Here is a 23,828-nt window from a genome sequence, read left to right as displayed (position 1 = left end):
TTGATATGGGTTCACAACATCAATTAATCCTATAGCTTTAATAGGATAAGGGTTACTTAAAGTACATTCATTATGATAGCCTACTGAAATAAATAATTATTTTTAAGAATGTGGATTTATGGATGAATTGACTTTTTTCTTTGGTGCTGCTCTCTTTTTTCTGTTGCCTATTGTCATATCCATTGTGGCGTTTAACAAAGCAAAATCATCCAATACATTGGCAACACAACTACGTGAGCAGTTGGAAAGGCTTAAGACGGATCATACCTTGTTGCGTATGGAGTTCGAAAAGCAACAAACTGTCGATAATAATATCCCAATTCCAACACCTTATAAGGTTGAAGACGAAGCCTTTTGTGACCTAGAAAATAACGCAGAAAATTATATTATATCGGATGCTCAGGCAATTACTGCACCTGAATTGGAGGGAGCGATAGGCTTAGCCTCGGAATCAATCCCACAAAGAAACAGCGATTATACATCCAACTTTTCTCGTTTACTTGATCGGGTAAAACAAGCACTTCCTGACCCAGTTACTCAATTTATTGATAAAATCAGCCCTATTGCTTTGGTTGGTCTATCGATTGTTTTTGTTGGGCTGTCATTTCTAATTAAACTAACCTATGAGGCGTTTAGCGTACCGCTCGAAGTCAAACTGTTAGCGGTAGCGATAGCGGGTACCTGTTGTGTTGGTCTGGGCTGGAGGTTACGAAGCAAACCGAACCATTTTGGTGTTATTTTGCAAGGTGGTGGCATGGCTTTGTTGTACCTTGTCTCGATAGCCGCGGGACGCTATTTCTCTCTCTTATCTATTGAGTTAACGTTTGTATTAGTTACCGTATTGGTCGTCATCACTACATTACTTGCCTTGCTTCAAAATACACAAACTATGGCCGTTGTGGCAGCCGTAGCGGGTTTTGCTGTTCCGGTATTGTTGTCTACGAGTACCGCTGGGAATCATCTTATTTTACTTGGATATTATCTGCTATTGAATGTTGGCCTTGTATTTCTGGCCTACAAGAAAAGATGGTATTTTTTGGAGAAATCTGGCGTTGTATGCACCTTTGTCTTAGTTGAAGCATGGTTGGTTTTTTCATATCAGCCAATATTAATGTTAGAAACGCTGCCGTTTTTAGCAAGTTATTTTGTGTTGTATTTTTTACTGGCGCATTCTCATGCGGGTGAAGAATTTTCAAGTAATAAGCAAATTATCTCTAATAGTTTGGTGTTCACACTTCCTCTTACTTCTTACGCCCTCTTTTATACAGCAACAGAATCCATTGCGATGTACTCGGCTTATTCATCACTGTTTTTATTCTTATGTTATGCGTCAGCGGCGCTAATAACCTTTAAATATCAGAGAAATGATCAGCTTGTTAGCGTATACAAAAGTTTCGCGCTGCTATTCTTGGCAATGGCAATTCCAGTGTTCGTTAGTGCTTCTTCAACGGCTATTATATATGCGTTAAAAGCGGCGACCATTCTCTGGTTAAGCAACCAACAGAATAGGAACAAATTTGCGCTGGTTGGCCTTGGCTTTTTGGTGGCGAGTTTGTATCAATTGTATCAATTGTATCAGTGGCAAGAAAGCATTCTTTTTCAACCTTTGACGATATGGTCGTGGGTCATTCAAGTTGTGTTAGTCGCGTTTGTGCTGGCTTTTTATGCCTCTGAATGGAAGTTTAGTTATAAGACACCTTGGTTAACCGTAGCTAATACGGTGGTTTCCACTATTTCGATGGGGACGGTCGTGATGGTAATTGGTATCTGTTGGTGGTGGGTGATATCGCCAGAACTGAGTTATCTATTGGCTATTCAACTTATATTTGTCGGCATACTTTTATTTTGCAGTCACAGGTTCTCTAGATCAACGCTTTGTTGGAGTACGTTGTTATTGCCATTAATAATGGCCCTCTATTTTTACAGCTCCCAATTAGACCATCTTGTTATTAGCGGAATTGCCATAATGGTGTCAGTAATATTACTGTATAAAACGACCTTTTCAATGTATTCGAAAACGCTTTCACTTTGCACGATGGCTTGCTTTAACGCGCTGTTAGGTGTATTAGTTATAACCGCGTCGAATCGAGCGACTTGGCATGGCAGCGTTGATCTGGTTCTGGCTATCTATCTTCTTGCGACTCTTTCAATCTGTTTCTTTTTGTACCGAGCCACACGTTGGTTACCTATCAGCCAGTTATTTTGGTTTTCACCCCTTTGGGTTACGTTCCTGGTGGTTTTTTCTGCTGCGCCTGAAACTTACGTTGAATGGGCGGAACGAGGTGGGGTCGTCGTGGGTGTTTTTGCTGTACTTTATGCCTTTATCAAATATAACTTATATGCAGCCATCACTGGCCTTGTTAACCATAAAATCACAGTAAAACGCGTTATTTGTAGCAGCCACGCGATTCATTTTTGGGGACTGGCACTATGCTGTTTTATCTACATATGTCAGGTATTCGCTCTTAGCATTGAAGAAGGCATTCTATTATTGCCATGGTTATCTATTGCCTTTATTTCAATTTTTTACGTACCTAAACTTGAAAACAAGTGGCCTTTGAAATCATACTTACCATTATATCAACAAGCTATTGTGCTTCCCATGGTTGCTATAATTGCCTCGTTCATCCTGTACAGTTTGCCTATATTTAATGTAAAGATAGCCAACATTATGTGGCTGCCTATTTTGAATACTATAGAACTCACTGCCATTGGGACAATCATCATCGTTGCCGTTTGGTTACGCAATAAAAACACGCAAATAGTGATAAACAGATATATTCCGATCCGGTACAACGTGAATGTACAGATCGCAGCATGGTGCGTAGTAACGGGTGTTATATTTGCACATTGCGTATTAGCTCGAGCAGTAAGCGACTACACGCCAGCCAGTTATACACTTTCTTCTTTGTGGCAATCTGGTATTTTTCAAGCGGGGATAGCCATACTTTGGAGTATGTTAGCCATGGCGGCAACCTCGGCTGGTTCACGATTTAAGGCAGTGCGCTTGTGGTGGCTGGGTGCGTTAATGTTTGGATTCACCGTTCTCAAAATGCTTATTATAGATTTGAGTAATCGAGACACCATCGTAATGGTTTTCGCTGTTATTTTTGTCGGCGTTGTCATGGTTTTAGTGGGCTATTTTTCACCAATGCCAAAACGAATCAAGTCATGAAGTTAGTTTACAAGTAAGGTTATGTCACTTAGCTAGAGACATTAGACATTAGACATTGGCTAATGTCAGGCTAGTTATCGATTGGTATTTAAGCGTATTGAACTGAGTCAGTAATATGGGCGATGTAAAACGTTTCGAAGCTCCAGTTGAGCAAGAATAAAAAGGATTAGCAATAATGTTACCGGTTAATGCCAATCCTTTTCTCGCCTGTTTAAATCGCTCTAGTACCTAAAATGAAAGCTTAAGATTTCTTTGCCAAGACAACATGAACATTGGGTTCATTCCATGATAGGTTTAGTTTTTTACGGTAGGTGGCATACCCTTTTTTGCTTACTTGAATGAGATAGTTTCCATTCCTGAGTATCATTCCTTCTTTGTATTTTGGCGTGATATTCATTATTTTAATGGTGGCATTGTTGGGGTAGGTAAAGACCTTTAAAGGAAATTGTTTTTTAAGTTTTTGTTGATTCGTGACGGCAGGTAAAGCCGAAATGATAACGGGTTGATTAGTCTTTGGAATGTTCACATAACGATAGGGTGCTTTTTTACCCTTTTTATCTTTGAAAGTGACCGCGACGTACTTAGCTGGCAGTTTGATATTGTCATAATTGCTAAGATAAACATAACCCTTATTTGGGAAATATAAACCTAAATCATATTGCCCCAAGTCGGTAAATTTTATCGGAACGCTGTTATCTGTATCAGCAAAACGGACGTCGTTTTTCTTTACAAATTGGTCTAATGACCCGAAAAATCCGACAGATTCATGAGTGACCGTTCCGAAAAGCTCTTCTTTAAGATACCGATATACGGTGCCAGTGATTCCTGAACTTGCCATTACGTTGCTTGAAATAACTAAGGTTAATAATAACGTAAATAGTCTGATCATCTGTTAGTCCTCTATTAAACCTGTAATTGCCATTGCAGCGACTTCCGCCATAATGGAGCTTGCCATTTCACTGATTAGCTCCTGCTCTATGCCCAGAGATAACAGCTCGCTACTTACGCTGTCTAGTAATGAAACAAACATCACCGGATCGTTCTCTATCATGTTCTGTATAGCGATATCCATCGCTTCACTGGTGAGTTCATCTAATACCGCGGACTGCACGTCGTTGGCCAGTTCTGTATATAATTCATCAATCTTGCGTGCCGCGACCATCGCGGTTTTTACCCCACCACTAGGTAAGGGGATAAATAAGGTTTCGATCACAGAAGAGACTATTTTTACTTTTACTATGTTGGTGCAGAAGCTTGGTATTTTATTTTCTTTTGGCTTTGGCATCTTTATCTTTGGTTCTGACGTTAATGCCTTGTTTGAAATATCAGTAATTTGAGGATTTTGCAATGGTACTGACTTCGAGCTTAACAAAAATCCAGAACCAATCATGTTTGTAGAAAGTTGATAAGACGGCGTTGCGAATAGATAGTATTTCTCCCCTAAGGCAAATTGAACGATATTATCCGCATTATCCGTATAATCGACAGAAGTAATAGACAGTTGTATACGCGTGGTACTGTCTTTAGAGAATGTGACCAAACCTTTTGGTAATATGGCGTTTAATGAGTTCTCAATATTTTCGATGAGCGATTTCTCTATCGTTTTCTTGATACTTTCTTTTGTTCTGTTGTCTTGCCAAACAAGAGTATGGGTCTTTTCGTCGGAGCCTGCTTTTTTTACATTTCGGCCATATGTTGTCAGGTGCTCCAATTTGGGGTAATGCCCTTCAGCGTTCAGTTCGATGTCAATGCCAAATTCATATTCACCCTTGAGTAACATTTTTGCGACCCAAAGCGGAAGGTAGCCTTTTTCACTGGTGTTATCGAACATTCCATCGGAAGAGGTATTCGCTCGAATGTGGATGCTTTTGGCAATGGCATAGAATGCCTGCGAGAGCTCTTTTTGAAGCGATATTTTTCTCGTGTTGCACAGCTTTAATCGACTTTTCTTATAGTAAAACCGAAAAAATGGTTTTTTCTGTATTGTATCAATCCATTCATTTAGTACGACTAAACTAGTGCAATCATTGATGGCCTGTTTAGTCATTTTGCCTTGCGTTTTTGCTGGGGTTAATAGATGGATAGTTACAGGGCGTCGTTTTATTTTTTTTCTATAAACAACGACCCAAGCAGTGAACAAAATGAATATTAAATATTGAGTGAATATCCCTTCACCTTGATAGCTTTGTTTTAATTCTCTTCGTTGCTTTTCCGGTATTCTCTTATACTGGTCAATACCGCCAGTTTTTGTATCATGGTCGACATATTTGGCCACTGCTAACCATTCAAATGGAAGTACACGATTAATTTTCCACGCGACAAGATAGGATTTATTGTTAATAACAACCGGTGATTGCTCAAGATCAATGGTGTAACGTGCTGGGCCTGCAATTGAGGCGACAACATAAATAACAATCAAAGCCGCGACATTAACACCGATATTTTGTAAGCGAGGTTTGTTCTTCTTAAAACCAAGGAGAGCAAAAAATAAGCCAACCAATAAACTAATTGTAAGAAATTTCATCTATGCACTTTTCTGTGTATTTTATTATATTCGCGAATTATAGGGTAGTTTCCTAATCAAAACCACATACGGTCAAAATATATTTTTGCAATTTTTTCATTATGTTATTGTTGGACTTTATACCGTATAGTTGTATAAAGTCGGAACAAGTAAGATGAACGTTAAAGCCATTAAGCCTTATGGTTGGCTGAATTTTAATGAGCTATTGGATAAACTAATTATCTACGTCGTATCGCGCTTGAAATTCAATTCAGACGACATTCTTGCATCGTGTTAAAACCTTAATCATCCAGCGTTAGGACTCATTAATGAATAAATATAATCTCGTGAAGGCTTTCTTTAACCAAAATAATATTTTTTGGAATGGTAATCCACTCGAGACGACCTTTTTAGCAAGCAGTAAATCTCTTTTACCCATCGTATTCGTCGCCATCGACAAATTAATTAACGACCCACATCTTTTGTCGACAATGTTGAGCTATGACCTTGTGGTTAATAAGGAAGGATTGTGTTTCATTGAAGCGATAAATATCGATATTTTGGATGAAGAAAAGCTCATTAATGAGGTTAGACAGGCTGGCGGTACAGCACTGTTATCTGCTCATTTTAATCTTATCGCATCATCTGATGACAAAAATTTAAGCTATGATGTTTCAGCATTTTGTACTCAAGTTAGAGAAAAGTTTGTCAACTATCAGCAAGAACATAGGTTACATATTGAATCGGATTTTGATTTTCTAACCATTGAAAAACAGGCGGTCAATGTGTCTGATATCGATTTGAATGATCACCATAATCAAACTGCGTTAGATGAATCACCATTGGAACAATCTATGTCCAGTCAACCGACTTCTTACGAATCGATCGCCTATGATGCGGATGACAATGGGTCGAATAAATCGAAACCTCTTCTCTCTTTTGCATTAGCAGAAAGATATCCAATGATGGATAACATAGGAAAGAATTTCATTGAAGAAATTGCCGTTATTGCCACGGCCGAATACCTATCTCAGCATTCTGATAAAACAATTGAAGATTTGGAAAAAGAGGCGTCGTTAGAACTTAAGGTGACGGAAGCGACGATACTGGCTGCGCTTATTCATGAAACTGCCCTGTTAGATAAACTTGCTTCGAACTTTCAATGCCAAAGCTATCAATTGATTTTTAGTGAGAAGGTGTACGCACTGCGTTCAAACCTGTTTCGTTTTTCAGAGAGTCGCAGTTTTGGCGATCCTTCTTCTACTTGGTATCAAGTCGCGAAGAAATGTGTTTCGAAACTGAAGCTCTCTTCTTATGTCCAACACTGCTTCGCGAACGCTTATACCGATAACAAAATGGGTGCAGGGGCATTTGTTGACCAATTAATGCTCAGTAACGATGACGATGTCAGCTATATAGCGTTCAATAACAAAAGAGCAAATAATCTGGTTTTTAGATCCTTATCTAGCCAAGGTATAAAACGAAAGCTGAGTAAGAAAGTGATTGGTCAGGAAAGTGCGATAAACAGTTTATGCCAAGGATATTTGACGTCGAGTATTGATTCCCAACAGGGACCGCGCACTATTTATACTTTTGTTGGCCCATCAGGCGTCGGAAAAACATTTCTGGCTTCTCAGTTATTGAGCGAGTTAAACGAATACGAAAAAACCGGCTATGAATTCAATGTATTTAATATGGAGCACTATGCAGACAGTCGTGATGGCTTAAAGCTATTTGGTACTGGGATTCAATATGTAGACGCTAGCTTAGGTATGTTAACCCATGTTGTTAGGGCGCAACCGAGACAAATACTGTTGTTTGATGAAATAGAGAAAGCGCACAGCACGGTCATTCAGTCGCTGTTGTCGATATTAGACAGTGGACTCGCGAAAGACCAAACCAGCCAAGAAGTGGTGGATTTTAGCCAATGTATCGTTATATTTACGACCAACCTTGGGCAAGACATTATAGCGAATAACCCACAGAATCGTTCTATTAGTATCTTTGACATTTTGCGCAGTTCTAAAAACCCGTCGAGTAAAACGCAATTGTCACCAGAATTTGTTAACCGATTAGCGAAGGGTTACCCCATTGTTTTCTCATCACTCAAGATTAACCATCTTTTGCGTTTGGCCGATCGTGAACTAGAAGAAAAAGAAAAGCCTGATCCGCAGCTTACCTTTGACTGGCCTGATAACTTTGCCGGATTCTTGCTAAAAACAATGGCACCGGACATTTCGGTTCGTGGGTTAAAGGGCGTTTCAGCAAAAGTTCAGTCGCAAATTTTGAATAAGGCGACGCCATTTTTTGAACAGTGTTTTCACGACAAGATGGTGTTTGATATTCAGGTCGACAATGAAGAACACGGGCAGCCGCATTCTCATAGCAAACTACTGCTGTTAGATAATGACTCGAGAGTTTTTGAACTGCTTAATCGTACTAGTATGAAGAATGACGTCTCTCTTTGCAGTGATAAAGATAAGATAAAAAGCGCCATAGAAGTACACCTTCCAGACGCGCTGCTTATTGATATTGATACGATAGAAAATAACCATAGTTCGTTGCTGTATTTTCTATCTGATGAGTTAGATAAACACAGTAAGCTTCCTATCTTTACCTATCGTATCGTGAATGAAGACGAACAAGATGATTCGGTAAGTCTGTCTCATGATGTGAGGGAACATTTTAGTATTGAGCTGTCAAAATTTGATCATTCGTTTCCCTCAATGATAGAACGAATACAATACTATTTAGCGATAGAGCACGATTTATCCAACATGACAAGACGCAGGGAGGCATTGAACTATCACTGTTCTGTCACCCCGTCTGAGCAGGGCTTTAATGTTCTATTTCACCGTCAATCCGTGAACCAGGTAGTACAAACGGATGATTTGCGAGCAAACGACTTATTTAAAATGAGTCTACCGACGATTAAACTAGATGACGTCATTGGATTGGAGAGAGCAAAAAAACGGTTGATAGACGTCATTAGTTGGCTTAAAACACCAGAAAAACTGAGCCATTTTGGCGTGCCTATACCAAGTGGTTTTTTGTTTGCAGGGCCACCCGGAACGGGTAAGACGCTTTTAGCGAAAGCCGTGGCAGGGGAGAGTGGATTGCCATTTTTTGCGGTTTCAGCTTCTGAGTTATCGTCTTCTAGTTCTGGTGGTACGACACAAAATATTAAAAAGCTGTTTGCTACGGCAAGAAAATACGCCCCGTCGATGGTGTTTATTGATGAGATCGACGCCATAGCGTCCAGCCGTTCTAACAGTGAACAAGGTGCCGACCGCGACCGCAACCTGACCGTTAATGCCTTACTGTCAGAAATGGATGGGTTTGTGTCGGGTGATGATGCGGTATTTGTGATGGCGGCAACAAACCACCCGCAGCTGTTAGACAGTGCTATTGTCCGTCCGGGCCGATTTGACGAAACTATTTTTTGTGATTTACCTAATCGTCATGCACGAGAGCAATTCTTTACCAAGTTTTCGGCGAGGCATAACGTTGAGTTTGTCACCGCAGATTTAAATGACTTGGTTGCATCATCAAGAGGGATGTCTTCCGCTCAAATCGACCAAGTATTTAGAGAAGCAATTTATCAAGTGGTGGGAGAAAATAATCCACTGACGGTTGAAGTGATCAAAAAAACTATGGTGCGAGTGTCCTACGGATCACCAAGTGAGAATATTGTATTGAGCGAGCGCGAAAAACAACGTACAGCCTATCATGAAGCAGGGCACCTTCTTGTTTCTTCGTTGTTGTTCCCTAAACAAGAGATTGATTTTGTCACGATTGAACCGCGGGATCAGGCGTTGGGTTTTGTCGCGACTCGAGCAGAAGAGGAGTATGAAGGTTATTCGGTCGCTCGTATTTTGAATCGGTTAGAGGTGTTATTGGCGGGAAGAGTCGCTGAAAAGCTTTTTTCCGCAAAAGCAGATGAAATCAGTTCAGGTGCATCTAATGATATAAGCAAGGCAACGAAATTAGCGATGCACGCCATATACGAAGGTGGACTCGAGCCTTCAATTGGCCCGGTAAACGTTGGAATGCTCACCAAATACGAAGAGAGTGAATTGCTGTTGAACGCCCAAACTGCGGTACAGCAATGGATAATAAAAGCAGAGAAGTCTGTGGAACAGAGGCTGACTGAACATCGATCTTCATTAGATTCAATAGCAGATAAACTGTATGAAAAAGAGTCACTACTGGGTGAGGAAATCGAACAATTACTTTTTTCTTTAACACGCTGATCTGTGCCTGAAAATACCCGTAATTTCACAATCACTAGAATGGCCCAATTCTAGTGATTGTGTTCTTTCTGAACTGCTTAACAACTCGCTTGAGAACGTTCCTTTCGTGTTAGATTAAAATCTAGGGAGGACGACAATTGAACGATTAAGATGGCATAATGGTCCAGTCTTATCTGAATTGAATGTAAGACCTTCCGTCGCCACTATTATAAATACGAGGCTAAAGCTTTGGATCTTAATCTACTCACTACCTTTTTTGCGGTATATAGACAGCGTTCAATCACTGCGGCATCTGAACAATTAGACTTAACCCAACCAGCCGTTAGTGCTGCAATCAAACGTTTAGAAACGGTTGTAGGTAAGAAACTTTTTGTTCGTGAAGGTCGAGGAATCGCTCCGACTGGCGCGGCGGTATCACTTGCGAATAAAATCGAGGACCCTCTCAATATTATGGGGAGCATCGAGAATCAAGTGGATGATCTCAATGTGTACTGTACCGAAAGCCTAATTCACTTTGTCAGCGACGTTAAAGGGGTACGATTCAGCGAAGCACCACTTGAAGAGAGTGCGCTGTTTGACGCTCTCATTTCTCAAAAAGTGGACATTGTGATAGACGTAATATCCAGTAAAAAGCATTCACTAATAGAGGAGGCGTTGTTCGAAGATAAGGCGGTTTGTCTCACTCGAATTGGTCATCCACGGATTGGAGAAACCCTTAGCCAAGAAGACTATTTTCAAGAGCAGCATATAGCGCTTAAATTTAGGCGTGGCGACATGAATACGGTGGAGTTTCTGTCCGACAAGGATATTCAACCACGTAATGTTAAGATAGAAACGAGTTCCATATCGAGTATGTTGATGCTTGCAAGCACGACAGATTTGATCGCCGCCTCTACGCGTTCTTTTGCGGAAAAACTCGCACCAGTACTTGGGTTGAGAATTCATACTATTCCACTTGAGCTCAATACCATTAAGTTTCGGATGTTGTACCATCGGCGTTATATTAAGGACAAACAACATCTACAAGTACGAGAAAAACTAAGAGAAGCGCTCTCTAATCATAAATGAAATTTATAATTCAAGCATAGATAACATTATTACTATAAATTAAATCTAACTTCATACTCTCCAGTAGCTAATCAAGCACCTTATTACTGGAGACACACATGAAAAAACGAAATCTAATCACGCTATCACTTTCACTGTTAAGTGCTACCGCATTTGCAAGTTCTACCCAAGTTTATATTGAACAAAATGTCGCTTCTAACGCGGCCGACGATGGCATTTATTCGACGGAAGCTGGCGCTCTGATTGATACATCAGAAAATGGGCAAGTCTACATAGGTTTTGACGATCAAGGATGGCTAGCCGCGGGTTATGGCTACGACTTTCAACTTACCGAGTCGCTAAATTTTAATCTATATGGTGAGCTTGGTAAGTGGGAGACGGGTGAAGAGTTGTTGATTGAAGGTATTTTGGATTATCAAGTTACCGACAGTTTGAATGTATTTAGTGGCCTTGGTTACAATCAATCAGGCCAAACTCCAGAAAAACTCAGTGACACCACAATCAATACAAATAAGGTTATCGCTGGCGCTCAATATAACTCAGCGAATTGGAACTTAGCTTACAAATACACCCATGAACATCGTGATGGCTCAAATGGGTCTATTAATAATGCTGTCGATTTTAGCCAGAATTCTTATCGTACAAATGAACACGAAGTGATTTTATCAACAACCATTGATGACTGGACACCGTACCTAAAATACACCTACTTCAATAGCAACGAAGGGGAAGTGAGCGGCAATCATGGGGTTCCACAATCAGTTATAGATAACGATAATGTAATCACCTTAGGCTTGTCATACGACTTCTAGTCCTTTGATTTAGTGTTATTTATTTGGTAAATAGAATTACTTTTTTAAGGGCTAATTATGACATCCACATCTCGAAGAAATAAAGTTATCAACGCTCTCGCGGTAGCGGGTGTTGTTCTATTTTCAGCAGTACCGACCTACGCCACTGGACATACTTTGGTGTTTGATGAATTACAGTACGATTCTGTTCAATTCAACCTAGATCAGCAGCAATGCTCTGATCTACTCGTTAATGTAGGCCAACATGAATCAGCTGGAGCCGCCGAGCAGGGGGTTAAACGAGGCCTACGAGGCGCAACCGCCGGAGCGTTAGCGGGGAGTATTTCTGGGAACTCGGGAAGCAGTGCAGCAAAAAAGGGTGCCGCCATCGGGACGACTGTTGGGGTGTTATCAGGCAGAGGCTCTAAAAATTCTGCCGAAAATTCAAATCAGAAAGAACGGGACGAACTAATGAGGAATTGTATGCAGGGTAGAGGATATCGCGCTATGAATTAACCGTTAAATCAGTTATAAGTTTCACAACAAACAGACGTTCACATTTATAAATTAAGGTGCTTATTATGTCATTTGAAAGCGTTCTACCTAAAGTTCTTGTTATTGGAATTATCACATTTATGTTTGCTGCGAGTGCGTAATCTTAAGTGTGTTTACTCGAACACGAGCAACTATCTTGTGGGCACACTTTTGGATAAAAGTGAGTTGAACGAGTGGCTGGGTTAACTTACCTCAAGAAATTTCTCATTAAAAAATAAAAATCAGTGTTGATAATCTAATCATTCAATACCTGAATGCATAGCAAATCAGCTGTAAATTGATGAATATCAATTGTTTTTTTCTAAAATTATTTTAGTGTCTCATTTTTAATAATCATATGGTTGGCACAAAAAATGAGAAAAACTTTATTGGCATTAATCACAGGCTTAGTTATTTCTGGATGTGATGATGACAGCAGTTCTAGTTCAAACTCCATTAGTAAAGCATCTGAATCAGATATATCTTCATTAGTCGAAGCGACAAACTATACTCCATCGGCCACAACATTAACCGATAGTGGTACAATGAGCACGTATAGTCAGACAGGAATAGTTCGGTTTGATACAACAGCTCAAATCCCCCTTTACTATGTGTCCTCTAATAGCAGTTCAGCTCCAGATAGTATTGTTACTGCATTTTCTAATCTTGAAGATCGGCTAGGCGATATCTTCACTGATATTACTGTAATTACTGCCGATTTATCTGTTTACAGAGACACAAATTATTCAAATGAAAACCGTGGAAATGGAACTTTTGATGCGAGTACATTTAATTCAACATATGGCGTTGCTACTGGATTAGTTATTTCTGAAGGGACAGCGTATTACTCGAGTGAATATTCAAATGATCCCCAAAATATGTGCGCAAATGCTTCATCGGCACCGTATTATGGTGGTCTATCAATAAGTATTGATCCCAATACTAGTTTATATGCAAGCGATACAGTACTTTGGTTAAACATGGGTAACGGTCAATGTGACTGGGATTACAAAATGGTTATGCATGAGACAGCGCACAATATGGGTATGTTTGATCATCTTGATGATTACTTCGGTTTATGGAGTGATACTGCAATGAATGTTTTGGGCACACTTTATTCAAATGCTGGTGGTACTGAATATACTAATCTTACCATCAACTATCAGTAGCACTCAGAAAACCTCGCGTCTTTGAGCCCTTTAATTTAGTGGCACGATCTGCCACTAAATTAAATGCACAAAAACGGAATGGGGCAAAAATGTGTTAGTAGATTTCGTTCTAGCGCATTTTTGGATAACTCCTTCATCCCGACAGTTAGAATCTACGACTAATTGTGTAGGGGTTTTATCACTCGTTACCATGCTCTGGCGTGGTAATCATTTCAAAGCTAACGAAACTCTCATAATGAACGGTAAACAAGAACATCAAACTGCATGACGTTATGCCTAACTGTTCATTTTAAATTCGGTATTCATTACCACGGAGGACCGTGGTAATGAGGGTTTTAAGTATAAATATCCACTTCACCACAAGTCTCGATTCCACATAATTGGGCATTTCTGAGTGACAGAAAAATGATACTTTGAGTAACTACAGTGACATGAACAATCTACGAATTTCCTTCTAATTATTGGTCAATTTGCTCCACTCACTTTAATAGAGGGGTTCGCTTTTATGAAAATGATGATAAGTTGGATACTCGTGTGATCAGGTGATAGCTACCTTTAAACTATTCGCTACTAATGAGTACTGCATTATATATTCCTGGAGTTATTCAGAATGAAAAATGACATCATAAAGAAACATTTAAGACCGGTATTTATCTTTGCGGTTGGCCTCATAGTTATACAAACTCTCAATAGCTTATCGCTTGGCTTCGTATCAAATTGGGGAATCATACCGAGACAACCTATTGGACTTTTGGGTATACCACTGGCACCTTTTATTCATCATAGCTGGTCCCATCTCGCCTCTAATCTAATACCCATTTGCATACTAATGCTGTTGGTTCGTCAATTAGGGTTAGCTATTTTCTGGCGGGTAAGCATCGGTATTACTTTATTAGGAGGAGGATGTGTATGGATTCTGGGGAGCTCCGGAGTACATGCAGGGGCGAGTGGACTTATCTTTGGCTACTGCGCTTTCTTGATAAGCTATGGTTTATTGAATAGAACGTTAAAAAACCTATTTATAGGCTTGTTGGTACTCATGTTATACAGCGGTTTGTTATGGAGTTTATTTTCGTTTCAACCCCATGTTAGTTGGGCATCGCATGTCTATGGAGCCGCAGCAGGTGTAGTGATGTCTTGGATAAATAGGAACTCTACAAAAAGGCGCACACCGTTAATCTGAATAATATTAAAAGGATAGCTATTTTAACCATATCTACCTGTAACTCGTATGTGGACAGTTCCGAGTTGCATTTTTTCTAATTTAGTAAAATATGAATTAACTGAAGTATGGGCAACACTCGCTTAGTCGAGTGTTCAGTATCACTGGAGCAGATCAGTTTCTTCATGCCTGAATTATGCACTAAAACACCTATGGTTAGGGGATATTCAGACTACCTCTTTTAGGGCTGTATCACACTTATTGTAATCAATTTGTAACACGCTTAAATATCGAATTGTTGATAATACAACAATATGATGTTTCCATAGTGCGCAATTATGTCGAAGTTGTGACAAAGCACAGGATGCAATGTTTGATTTTTTGTTCAAGTGCTCAACAAAAAAGACTATCAGCCCATAAAATAGACTAACTCTCGTTAAATGATGGAGCTTTCATGTCTGTTAAAGCAAAAATAACCACCCTCATAGGGCTTTTATTAGTCACCATAATCACTGTGCTGACTGGTGTGGGATACAAAAATTTTAAAGATTCCTCAGTAAACAACTACACAAAGTCACTAAATAAAGAAGCATTTTTGATAGCAAATAGCATTGAGCAGCGATTAAGCCGTAATTTTGATGTATTGCATGCGATGTCAGAACAATTGGCCGTTGATGCGAGTGGTAATATTAATGAACAGGAAGTACTGAGTACACTGAAAAACATTACTAAATCAGTCGATGTACTTAATGCTTATACTGCAGTATCGAGTGGTGAAACCTACTCAAGTTCAACTAACGGTCTGGTTGAGGGATTTAATGCTAAGGAGAAGCGGCGTGAGTGGTTCTTACGTGCCTTTAATGGCGATGACAATATCGTTACCACACCATATACTAGTGCCGAGGGCACAGCTGTTATGGCGATTGCTGTGCCAGTAAAACGTAACGGAAAAACAGTTGCGGTACTTTGTACCAATATACGCGTGGATGCAATTACAAATTTTGCCAATAGTCTTTCTGATAATAATCAGATATTTGTAAGTCGTGAAGACGGTTATGTTCTCGCCGCCATAGACCCCGACCTTTTAGGCAAAGACTTGTATGAACTCAGACCAAGCTATCAAGAGTATGCTAATCATGAAACCAGCCAACACTCTTATGAACTTAATGGTGATGAGTACTTTGTTTTATCTTCCAAATTACCAAACCTCGGATGGACTGTTTGGGCTTGGGACTCTTGGGAAAACATAAATGCGGCGTCCAGTTCAAATCTTCAAATCAACCTGATAATTGCCCTAGTCTTCATTATCCTTTCGTTGTTTATAACCTATACGATCGTAATCAAATTGATGTACCGTCCGATTGGTGGAGAGCCAGAGGCAATTGAATCTTTTGTTCAACGGATCGCAAGTGGTGATTTAACTTTATCAGCAAACAACAGTGGCAACCAGACTGGGATTTATGCTGCGATTACCTCAATGGCTGGTAACCTCAAAGATACCATTGAAGAAATCAATAACACCGCGGTAGTCCTTAATACATCTTCATCTAGGATCGCAGAGTCTGCAGCGTCAGTAAATCATAGTTCTGAGTCTCAAATGAGGCAGCTAGAGCAAACCTCCACCGCAATGAATGAAATGACGGTAACAGTTGATGAAGTTGCGCGCAATGCAATGGAGGCTTCAACCGCTGCAACCGAAGCTCACAGTTACTCTGAAAACGGAATTCAAACTGTCAACGACATGAATAACAGTATTGAAAACCTCTCAAACGAAATCGTATACGTACAAGAAGTGGTCAATCGACTGGAATCAGAAACAAAAAGTGTCGGACAGATCCTCGATGTTATTCGCGAAATTGCCGATCAAACCAATCTGCTCGCATTAAATGCAGCAATAGAAGCGGCCCGAGCAGGGGAGCAAGGAAGAGGATTTGCTGTCGTCGCTGATGAGGTACGCAATCTAGCTAACCGCACCCAAAACAGTACTGATGAAATTCAACAACTGATCACGAAGCTTCAGGCGGAAGCAAAAACTTCCGTTACCTTGATGGACAAAAGCGCCAACAATGCGAAGAATACGATGGATATTTCGCAAAAGGCTAACGACGCACTGCAATCAATTCAAAGCTCGGTCTCCCATATTCAAGATATGAATAACCAAATCGCCACTGCTGCGGAAGAACAGACGCTGGTTGCAGCTGAAATCAATGCAAGTATTGTTGGTATAAATGATCTGGCAAAAGAGACCTTTGAAAATTCAGAAAATAACTCTCAACAGGCGACTAAACTAACCAAAGCCGCTAGTCAGCTAGACAAAGCGGTTGCTGAGTTTAAGTTATAAATATTTCTGAATGCATAAACTTTCGAGTGTTGGATGGATGGTGAAACAACCCAAGATAAGCGGCCTGAAGCTTATCTTGGGTTTGTTGTTACTGTTATTTATTGATAACAATGCTTTAGGCGAAAATAGGCTTAAGTTTGTAAGCATATCAGTTCTTACTGAACAAGAGGTAGCGGCTAAGATGGTCGTCCCGATTTTTGAAAGCGCTGGCTATGATAGGACACAGAATTTAATAGGACACACACTTTAATTTAATAGGGTACACATTTAAACCATGAAATAACAGATAGTTAATAGGATATATTGTGGCGTGTGTCCGGTTACCCTACGAGAAAAACGTCAAGCTGAAACTTGTATGGGGGCAAAACCTTTCTAGCCGATTGTCAACCCAATGGGAAGCAAAACACCACCTTTTCGTTCTGTAGTATTACATCGCAATATCCACACGAACATAACTGGTCAGGTATACAACACGCACGTCATCTCCTGCGGTAAAAGGCATACGTGGGTCAGAATCTTGAAGCACCATCACTTTGCTTCCATCATCTAAGTTGATCATTATTTCAATGAGTTGGTATTGTTGAATGTGTGTTGAGTCGCCGTGTTTATTGGCTGCGACACCACCAAGTAAAGTTCCAAGGACGGTTGCTATATCTTGACCCGAACCACCGCCAAATTGATGTCCAATAACGCCACCCACAACGGCACCACCAAAAGTTTTCCAGCCAACATTTCGGTCTTCTATCAATTGTTTCTGGGTTACATGTCGAATGGATTCTACTCGGCCATAGACGACCTTTTCTACAGGAATGGCTTTGTTTCGTTCATAGGCCGCAACTGTTGAAAAACTGGTCATCAAAAAGAATAATGACAGCAGTCCACTAACAGATTTAGTTAAATATGAGGTAAACAGAAACATAGGTTACTTCCTTTGGTTTTGCTTGGATTTGTCCAGTATACACTGATTTATTTTTACGAATCGTCCAACGGTCAATAGACATTACACAGATCAGAAAACGTGGTAAATAATGGCTGACGAAATAAGACATCAGGTTTCGGAAACACACAATGAGTCATTTCTGTGTTACGGAATGCCAACTGTCTCGGAGCTAGAGATAGAGTCATCCTCAATACCCACTCCGAAAGGACAGTCCCTCATGGCATTCCCTCAAAAAACAGGTACAATCCGTGCTTAGAATTACCTATCACGCGGCCTTTAAAATGCACTCGCCTCAACACTGCTTTACTCGATTTAATACAACTATCGAAGGCTATGATTTACCGGAACAATTTACGTTTCCGTTCTACTATATACCGCATCCTTTATGCGTATTAGCCGCCGAGCAACTACAAAAACACCTAGAAACTCAGGCAGATTTCGAACACGACTTTGGTTTAGAGAATGAAGGCAGTGGCCGTGGAAAAATGTTCGGAGTGCTGCTCGTACAAAACCCGCAGGGAGAAATCGGTTTTTTGAGTGCATTTTCCGGCAAAATTGCAGACCAGAATCTATTACCCGGTTTTGTGCCGCCTGTTTTCGATATGCTTAAGGAAGAAGGTTTTTTCCGAGGTGAGAGCGATGCGATCAATACAGCCAATACCGCCTACAAAGCGTTGGCCGAAAATCCAGAATTGGCTGAGATCAACGCGCAAATAGAAGCAGACCGCGCCGCTTACCAAGAAGAAGAACAGGCACATCGCCAGATGATGATTGATCGTCGCGCAACCCGTAAACAGCTACGGAAAGAGGGTGAACAAACCCTTGCTCCAGATCGGCTAAACGCTCTATTGGATGGTTTGAGCAAACAAAGCGTGACAGAGAAGAACATACTCAAGCATTTAAAACGCGTGTGGGGTGAAAAATTAGCCATCAAAGAGCAACGCTTGGCGAACCTTCACGAGCATTTGGCAGAACGTAAAGAACGACATAAAGCACTGTCTAACGCCTTACAACATAAGCTGCATAAACAATATCGTTTCCTCGATAATCGTGGCCAGATGCGCGATTTAGTCGATATCTTTGCCCCGACAAGCCACCCTGTACCACCCGCCGGATCTGGCGAATGCGCGGCACCAAAACTGCTGCACTTTGCCTATAAACACGGTTTTAAACCGCTAGCTTTGGCAGAATTTTGGTGGGGTGTACCGCCTAAATCAGAAATTCGACAACATAAGACATTCTACCCATCGTGCAATAACAAATGTCAGCCTATCTTGGGGCACATGTTGCAAGGCTTGAATGTTGAACCCAATCCTTTGGAAAAAAATTGGGCGGCAGACAAAGAACTAGAAATTGTATTTCAAGATGAAGCGATGGTCGTTATTAATAAGCCATCAGGCTTATTATCGGTGCCCGGAAAAACCATTAAAGATTCGGCCTTTACACGCCTGCAAGCCTTATTTCCAAACGTTGAAGGCCCGTTTGTGATTCACCGCTTAGATATGGCGACATCCGGTTTATTGGTGTTTGCACTGACCAAGCGTGCGAATAAAAGCCTGCAAAAACAGTTCATCACACGTGGCGTTCAAAAGCGTTATATAGCGCTTCTAGCAGGCGAACTTATCCAAGCGGAAGGGGATATCTCTTTACCAATGCGCGGGGACCCTGATGATCGCCCGCGGCAACTTGTGTGTGACGAACATGGAAAACATGCCGAAACTCACTGGCAATTGATTGAAGTGAAATCCGGTCTAAGCAAGGTGTATATGTTCCCAAAAACTGGTCGCACCCACCAACTTCGCGTTCACAGTGCGCATCACTTAGGTTTAAATATGCCGATAGTGGGAGACGCTTTATATGGCGAAAAGGCCGACCGTTTGCACTTACATGCAGAGCGATTAGAACTTGATCACCCATACAGTAAAGCACGCATGACATTTCAAGTAAGCGGCGAGTTCTAAATTCTGACGTCACTTTTTTTGTAAGCTCACCCCTCGTTGCCAGAAATGCTATGCTTTGATGAGCTATTTATAAACAGATAATTTAAGGTAAGCCGCCTATATGGATTTAGATCGTATTAAAGCAGTTGTGTTTGACCTTGATAATACATTGGTTACGTCTGGAATGGATTTTCAGGCATTACGAGGTGTGATTGGTTGCCCATTAAGTGAAGATTTGCTCACCTATTCGGATTCATTATCCAACAAGCAAGATAGAGCGCGAGCCCATCAAATTATCTTCGATCATGAGATGAGTGACGCGTTAAGGTCTGAGCCTATGTCGGGTTGCTATGAATTGCTCGACTTTCTGTATAAAAACAACTTTTATATGGCGGTTGTGACTCGTAACTGCCGGCAAGCAACCGCGTTGAAATTGAACCACAATAATATCGAATTTGAACAAGTCATAACCCGTGAAGATTTTCCTGCTAAACCCGCACCAGACTCACTTGTGGCACTGGCAAACCAATGGAATCTGTCAACTGATAGCGTACTTTATGTGGGGGATTATCTCTACGATCTACAAGCGGCAGCGAATGCCAATATGTCATCATGTTTGGTGACACATGGTCAAACACCGAATTTTGCAGATCAGGCATCGCTAGTCGTGAATGAGTTAGATGAGTTACTTACACTACTACGCTGATGTAAACTGATTAAGTGAGACGACTGATCATGCTTTTTCGCTCAGCGGAAGCGAGGGAACAAGGACACAAAAAAATGTGGAAGAGCCAAAGCATCTTCCACATTTGAGGTGGAACCGGTAATTCAATGATTTGTGTTAGTTGATACTCAGAAGGCGTCCACGTTCTATGTCTTGTTGAATCGTTTCTTCCTTAAGCATTTCATGGCCACTGTTATCATGTCCATGGTTGTGCGCGTTCTGATCGTGGTGGTTAGTCTTCTTCACTTCAGCCAGTTTATTGCTGTCTAAGTAAGTGCTGGTTAATTCTGAACAATACGCTTCATTCCATAACATCCTCGATTCTTCATCACTCATAATCTGTTCTGCTTTCGGTCCTAATTTATCCATGTAATACATGCCTAATTCCTCACCGGAAACGTCCGCGTGATTAATCAGATTTGTAAACGCAGGTTCTTGCGCTTCGTTGGACAAATAACCATTTTTATAGCAGACGGTTAAGCCAACAATATCATTGCCTAGCTGTTCTAATGTCGGATTATAGTGGTTATGACTGTGGTCGTGCGCTGCCGCTGAAACGGTAACAGGAACCGTCAATGAACATAAAATTAGTAGTGATGTAGAAAAGCGTTTCATAGGATATTACCTTGCATATTATGTGACGTTACATTGGGAACTCAGCCCGGTTCGCATGTGAGTTCCTTAGCTTTTAGTGAGCGTTTAGCCTTGCTTATTAAGAGTCAGAGTTTATTTTTGCTGGCGGGATTGTATATTTCATTTTTTCCATCTCCCATTCGCCCTTGGCTTCTAACGCGACGGCTAACGCTTGTGCATCCTTACAAACATTTGCAGGTTTACTGTCTGCCCAAAAAGAGGGGCCGGAAGTGAAACCACACATAACAGTGAAGGTATTCGCGCCATTTCCAATGGTGTATTCGGTCATTATTCCTCCACCTTGAGCATGAGTAAGTGTCATTGACCCTTCATCAGCAACATGGATATCGTCTGACGGGTTAGGCTTAACATACGTCGTGTAAGTTCCACCATCAGACATGAATGTATTGTCGTAGCTCGAATAGCCCTTTTTGTTGGAAGGTAACGTTAATTCGTAATCGGGGTCGATAGCCGAAAGACGCTCTGAATTGTTTGTTGCACCCGGTTGATAATCGTGAGCATTCGATTGTCCATTTGCTAGCACAGATCCAGAAACAAGACCTAATATAACCATAGCGATAAGTGATTTTTTCATGATGTACTCCAAAATATTGCGTAAGTAAAACCAAATGATGGTTCGCAAACATGGGTGTATGGCCAAATGTTTGCGTCTTTTTATGAAAGGGCATGACAATCATGCCCTTACTGTTGTTGCGTCCTATTTTTTGTCTGTTCCTGACCCTTCACTCGGCTCAGTTGGACGACTCACTGACTTTCGCTCTAGATTGTGGTGTTCACGTACTCTGTCCATGTACTCTTGTTTTGTATTCATCCCTTTCTTCATCGCTTCTGGCACTTGTTCTGCCGGGATAACAATGTCTCTCTCTACTGGCCATTCTGTTAATAGTTCTGGGTGGTAACCTTCTGGGTAATACAGCTTTGGATCTAACTCGAGGTCTCTAATTTCCTGTTCTTGGATATCAGCACGGGAGTTCTTTGGCATCGGAATTCTGAAATCTGAGCCGTCTGCCATGTCAAACTGTGGCGCCCGTGCATTCGGAAAGTCAGGTAAAATCCCTTCACGTACCCATGCATTGTCTTTTGTCATATTAACGACTATGCCGTCTGGTGCGCCAAAGTGATAAGGGCCTTTCCAGTGTTCACGTACTTCGGCAACGGTTTCCTCGTTTAGATACGGGTCGAATGTCATGTGCGTTGTCATAAACAAGCGAGGTTGCACTTCGTTTGCCACATAACCCGCAGCATAAGCCGGAGTGTGGTGTGTATCGACGGTGTAGCGCGCTAAGAACGGTGGAACCCCTTGGATGATGGATGAAATGCCAAAGGTTTCTGTTTGCAATTCGGTAATGAACAAGTCAGCTCCTTTCGCGTATTTCAAATCAAGTTCTGTTGGACGACCGTCGCCGGTCCATACAAATGAAAGTACGCGACCATCTTCTTGTGTCCAGTTTAAACGGTAACCAGAAGCACCATCCTTTGCATGGCTGCGTCGCCAATGAATGACCTCAACATTGTCTTGATCGTAGATCACACCACCATCGTCTCGGAAGTCGAACTCATGTACCACAAGGTCGTTGCCCGATGGGAACACGTCAAAGGCATCGGTATGCCAATTCAACATTTGTTGCATTCCTTCTACCATGTGTCGTGTGCCATATTCAGGTGTTGCACCACTAGGGCCATAGATGTTTAACGGTTTTTCCCAACGTCCGTTCCAACCACCGAATTTGTATAGGTAGGGTAGGGAACCATAGTGGTCAACATGCAAATGGGTAATGAATATATGATCCAATTCATTCATTGCGACACCCGCCGCTACATAGTTCGCTATGGATCCTTCGCCTAAATCAAAGACGAAATTTGAGCCGTTACCCAGTTCTACATAGATAGATGTGTTTGCTTGACCAGGACGAATCATCGGAGACGTTCCCATAAAGGTCACGCGCATTTCGTCCGGTTGTACTTCTTCGGTGCGTGGAAACCAGTTTGCACCTGACACCATATGGTCACCATAAGGGGCAATGCCTTCAAACATCAAACCTTCTTTCCAGCCTGTATTGGTTTTACCTCGGTAGTCACCGTTATTTACACCTCCCATCAAAACGGCAAGGACCTCTTCTTCAGAAGAGTACAACTTACCTTCGGGTTGTGAGCTTATATATTGTTCTAATGTGTCACCTTCGTGGTATTCAAATTTCTGGGAGTTTTCTAGATTACTGTTCGTTTTCTGCGTGTTGTATTGCATCATTGGATCCGCCGCGAATGCCGTTGTAGCGACAATCATTGCCGTCGATATTATGGATAGTTTTGCGAAAGTTCTCATAGTTCCACCTATAGGTTTAATCAAAATAATTAATGAAATGAAGTTTCTTGCTCACTTCGATGCAAACAAGTTTATTCATAAATACAGGGTTAATACATAGGCTCATATTGGCTTGATACATAAATTCAATTTATATATAAATACGGAGGTGAATTGAGTCTTAAGATGAATTGCGTATTAAAGAGAGGATTGTTCTTATTGTTATGATGTCTTATGCCGATGCAAATGAGCAGTCGCACTCATTAGTGACA

16 protein-coding genes are annotated in these 23,828 nt (G+C 41.1%); 10 read left to right on the top strand and 6 right to left on the bottom strand.

Features of this window, described 5'->3' with window-relative positions; all coding sequences use genetic code 11:
* Positions 1-118: 118 nt before the first annotated feature.
* Positions 119-3,175 carry a DUF2339 domain-containing protein gene (locus tag IUZ65_RS09230; RefSeq protein WP_195703455.1) on the top strand — a complete coding sequence of 1,019 codons (3,057 nt, stop codon included), beginning with the start codon at positions 119-121 and terminating at the stop codon, positions 3,173-3,175.
* A 241-nt stretch (positions 3,176-3,416) separates the two neighbouring features.
* On the opposite strand, the gene IUZ65_RS09225 is transcribed toward IUZ65_RS09230, so the two are convergent.
* Positions 3,417-4,064 (bottom strand): PEGA domain-containing protein, encoded by a 648-nt coding sequence (locus tag IUZ65_RS09225; protein WP_195703454.1) that lies wholly within the window; start codon positions 4,062-4,064, stop codon positions 3,417-3,419.
* Between the two features lie 3 nt (positions 4,065-4,067).
* On the bottom strand, positions 4,068-5,699 hold the full coding sequence (locus IUZ65_RS09220) for a hypothetical protein (RefSeq protein ID WP_195703453.1): 1,632 nt from the start codon (positions 5,697-5,699) through the stop codon (positions 4,068-4,070).
* 308 nt (positions 5,700-6,007) lie between these two features.
* On the opposite strand from IUZ65_RS09220, the gene IUZ65_RS09215 reads away from it, so the two are divergent.
* The 7 genes from IUZ65_RS09215 to IUZ65_RS09185 all read left to right on the top strand — a co-directional run bounded on the left by IUZ65_RS09215 (position 6,008) and on the right by IUZ65_RS09185 (position 16,996).
* Positions 6,008-9,931 carry an AAA family ATPase gene (locus IUZ65_RS09215; RefSeq protein WP_195703452.1) on the top strand — a complete coding sequence of 1,308 codons (3,924 nt, stop codon included), beginning with the start codon at positions 6,008-6,010 and terminating at the stop codon, positions 9,929-9,931.
* Positions 9,932-10,159: 228 nt separating this feature from the next.
* The gene (locus tag IUZ65_RS09210) at positions 10,160-10,999 is read left to right on the top strand and encodes a LysR family transcriptional regulator (RefSeq protein WP_195703451.1); all 840 of its coding nucleotides are present in this window, start codon (positions 10,160-10,162) and stop codon (positions 10,997-10,999) included.
* Between the two features lie 98 nt (positions 11,000-11,097).
* A complete protein-coding gene (locus IUZ65_RS09205; protein WP_195703450.1) occupies positions 11,098-11,811 on the top strand; it encodes a hypothetical protein in 714 nt (237 codons plus the stop codon).
* A gap of 57 nt (positions 11,812-11,868) precedes the next feature.
* Positions 11,869-12,306 carry a glycine zipper family protein gene (locus IUZ65_RS09200; RefSeq protein WP_195703449.1) on the top strand — a complete coding sequence of 146 codons (438 nt, stop codon included), beginning with the start codon at positions 11,869-11,871 and terminating at the stop codon, positions 12,304-12,306.
* Between the two features lie 392 nt (positions 12,307-12,698).
* On the top strand, positions 12,699-13,493 hold the full coding sequence (locus tag IUZ65_RS09195) for a hypothetical protein (protein ID WP_195703448.1): 795 nt from the start codon (positions 12,699-12,701) through the stop codon (positions 13,491-13,493).
* Between the two features lie 610 nt (positions 13,494-14,103).
* Positions 14,104-14,676 carry a rhomboid family intramembrane serine protease gene (locus tag IUZ65_RS09190; RefSeq protein ID WP_195703447.1) on the top strand — a complete coding sequence of 191 codons (573 nt, stop codon included), beginning with the start codon at positions 14,104-14,106 and terminating at the stop codon, positions 14,674-14,676.
* Between the two features lie 433 nt (positions 14,677-15,109).
* Positions 15,110-16,996, top strand: coding sequence for a methyl-accepting chemotaxis protein (locus IUZ65_RS09185; RefSeq protein WP_195703446.1), 1,887 nt, complete (start codon positions 15,110-15,112; stop codon positions 16,994-16,996).
* 427 nt (positions 16,997-17,423) lie between these two features.
* Here the strand turns inward: IUZ65_RS09185 and IUZ65_RS09180 are convergent, their stop codons facing one another.
* A complete protein-coding gene (locus IUZ65_RS09180; protein ID WP_229638026.1) occupies positions 17,424-17,915 on the bottom strand; it encodes a glycine zipper 2TM domain-containing protein in 492 nt (163 codons plus the stop codon).
* 302 nt (positions 17,916-18,217) lie between these two features.
* Between IUZ65_RS09180 and IUZ65_RS09175 the strand changes: the two genes are divergently transcribed.
* Positions 18,218-19,897: an RluA family pseudouridine synthase gene (locus tag IUZ65_RS09175; RefSeq protein WP_195705059.1), complete on the top strand. Its 1,680-nt coding sequence runs from the start codon at positions 18,218-18,220 to the stop codon at positions 19,895-19,897.
* Between the two features lie 100 nt (positions 19,898-19,997).
* On the top strand, positions 19,998-20,582 hold the full coding sequence (locus IUZ65_RS09170) for an HAD family hydrolase (protein ID WP_195703445.1): 585 nt from the start codon (positions 19,998-20,000) through the stop codon (positions 20,580-20,582).
* Positions 20,583-20,717: 135 nt separating this feature from the next.
* Here IUZ65_RS09170 and IUZ65_RS09165 read toward each other — a convergent pair whose 3' ends face one another.
* From IUZ65_RS09165 to gntH, 3 genes are all read right to left on the bottom strand, one after another.
* Positions 20,718-21,215 carry a hypothetical protein gene (locus IUZ65_RS09165; protein WP_195703444.1) on the bottom strand — a complete coding sequence of 166 codons (498 nt, stop codon included), beginning with the start codon at positions 21,213-21,215 and terminating at the stop codon, positions 20,718-20,720.
* A 97-nt stretch (positions 21,216-21,312) separates the two neighbouring features.
* The gene (locus tag IUZ65_RS09160) at positions 21,313-21,828 is read right to left on the bottom strand and encodes a hypothetical protein (RefSeq protein ID WP_195703443.1); all 516 of its coding nucleotides are present in this window, start codon (positions 21,826-21,828) and stop codon (positions 21,313-21,315) included.
* 123 nt (positions 21,829-21,951) lie between these two features.
* Positions 21,952-23,577, bottom strand: a complete 1,626-nt coding sequence (gntH, locus tag IUZ65_RS09155) for a guanitoxin biosynthesis MBL fold metallo-hydrolase GntH (protein WP_195703442.1) — start codon at positions 23,575-23,577, stop codon at positions 21,952-21,954.
* Positions 23,578-23,828 lie beyond the last annotated feature (251 nt).

Source organism: Vibrio sp. VB16 (assembly GCF_015594925.2).
In the GTDB taxonomy this organism is placed as follows: domain Bacteria; phylum Pseudomonadota; class Gammaproteobacteria; order Enterobacterales; family Vibrionaceae; genus Vibrio.
This window is presented reverse-complemented; position numbering and strand designations above follow the sequence as displayed.

Coding starts and splice junctions, on each gene's coding strand:
- IUZ65_RS09230 (WP_195703455.1), top strand. CDS start 119: ATGGATGAATTGACTTTTTTCTTTGGTGCTGCTCTCTTTTTTCTGTTG.
- IUZ65_RS09225 (WP_195703454.1), bottom strand. CDS start 4,064: ATGATCAGACTATTTACGTTATTATTAACCTTAGTTATTTCAAGCAAC.
- IUZ65_RS09220 (WP_195703453.1), bottom strand. CDS start 5,699: ATGAAATTTCTTACAATTAGTTTATTGGTTGGCTTATTTTTTGCTCTC.
- IUZ65_RS09215 (WP_195703452.1), top strand. CDS start 6,008: ATGAATAAATATAATCTCGTGAAGGCTTTCTTTAACCAAAATAATATT.
- IUZ65_RS09205 (WP_195703450.1), top strand. CDS start 11,098: ATGAAAAAACGAAATCTAATCACGCTATCACTTTCACTGTTAAGTGCT.
- IUZ65_RS09200 (WP_195703449.1), top strand. CDS start 11,869: ATGACATCCACATCTCGAAGAAATAAAGTTATCAACGCTCTCGCGGTA.
- IUZ65_RS09195 (WP_195703448.1), top strand. CDS start 12,699: ATGAGAAAAACTTTATTGGCATTAATCACAGGCTTAGTTATTTCTGGA.
- IUZ65_RS09190 (WP_195703447.1), top strand. CDS start 14,104: ATGAAAAATGACATCATAAAGAAACATTTAAGACCGGTATTTATCTTT.
- IUZ65_RS09185 (WP_195703446.1), top strand. CDS start 15,110: ATGTCTGTTAAAGCAAAAATAACCACCCTCATAGGGCTTTTATTAGTC.
- IUZ65_RS09180 (WP_229638026.1), bottom strand. CDS start 17,915: ATGTTTCTGTTTACCTCATATTTAACTAAATCTGTTAGTGGACTGCTG.
- IUZ65_RS09175 (WP_195705059.1), top strand. CDS start 18,218: ATGCACTCGCCTCAACACTGCTTTACTCGATTTAATACAACTATCGAA.
- IUZ65_RS09170 (WP_195703445.1), top strand. CDS start 19,998: ATGGATTTAGATCGTATTAAAGCAGTTGTGTTTGACCTTGATAATACA.
- IUZ65_RS09165 (WP_195703444.1), bottom strand. CDS start 21,215: ATGAAACGCTTTTCTACATCACTACTAATTTTATGTTCATTGACGGTT.
- IUZ65_RS09160 (WP_195703443.1), bottom strand. CDS start 21,828: ATGAAAAAATCACTTATCGCTATGGTTATATTAGGTCTTGTTTCTGGA.
- gntH (WP_195703442.1), bottom strand. CDS start 23,577: ATGAGAACTTTCGCAAAACTATCCATAATATCGACGGCAATGATTGTC.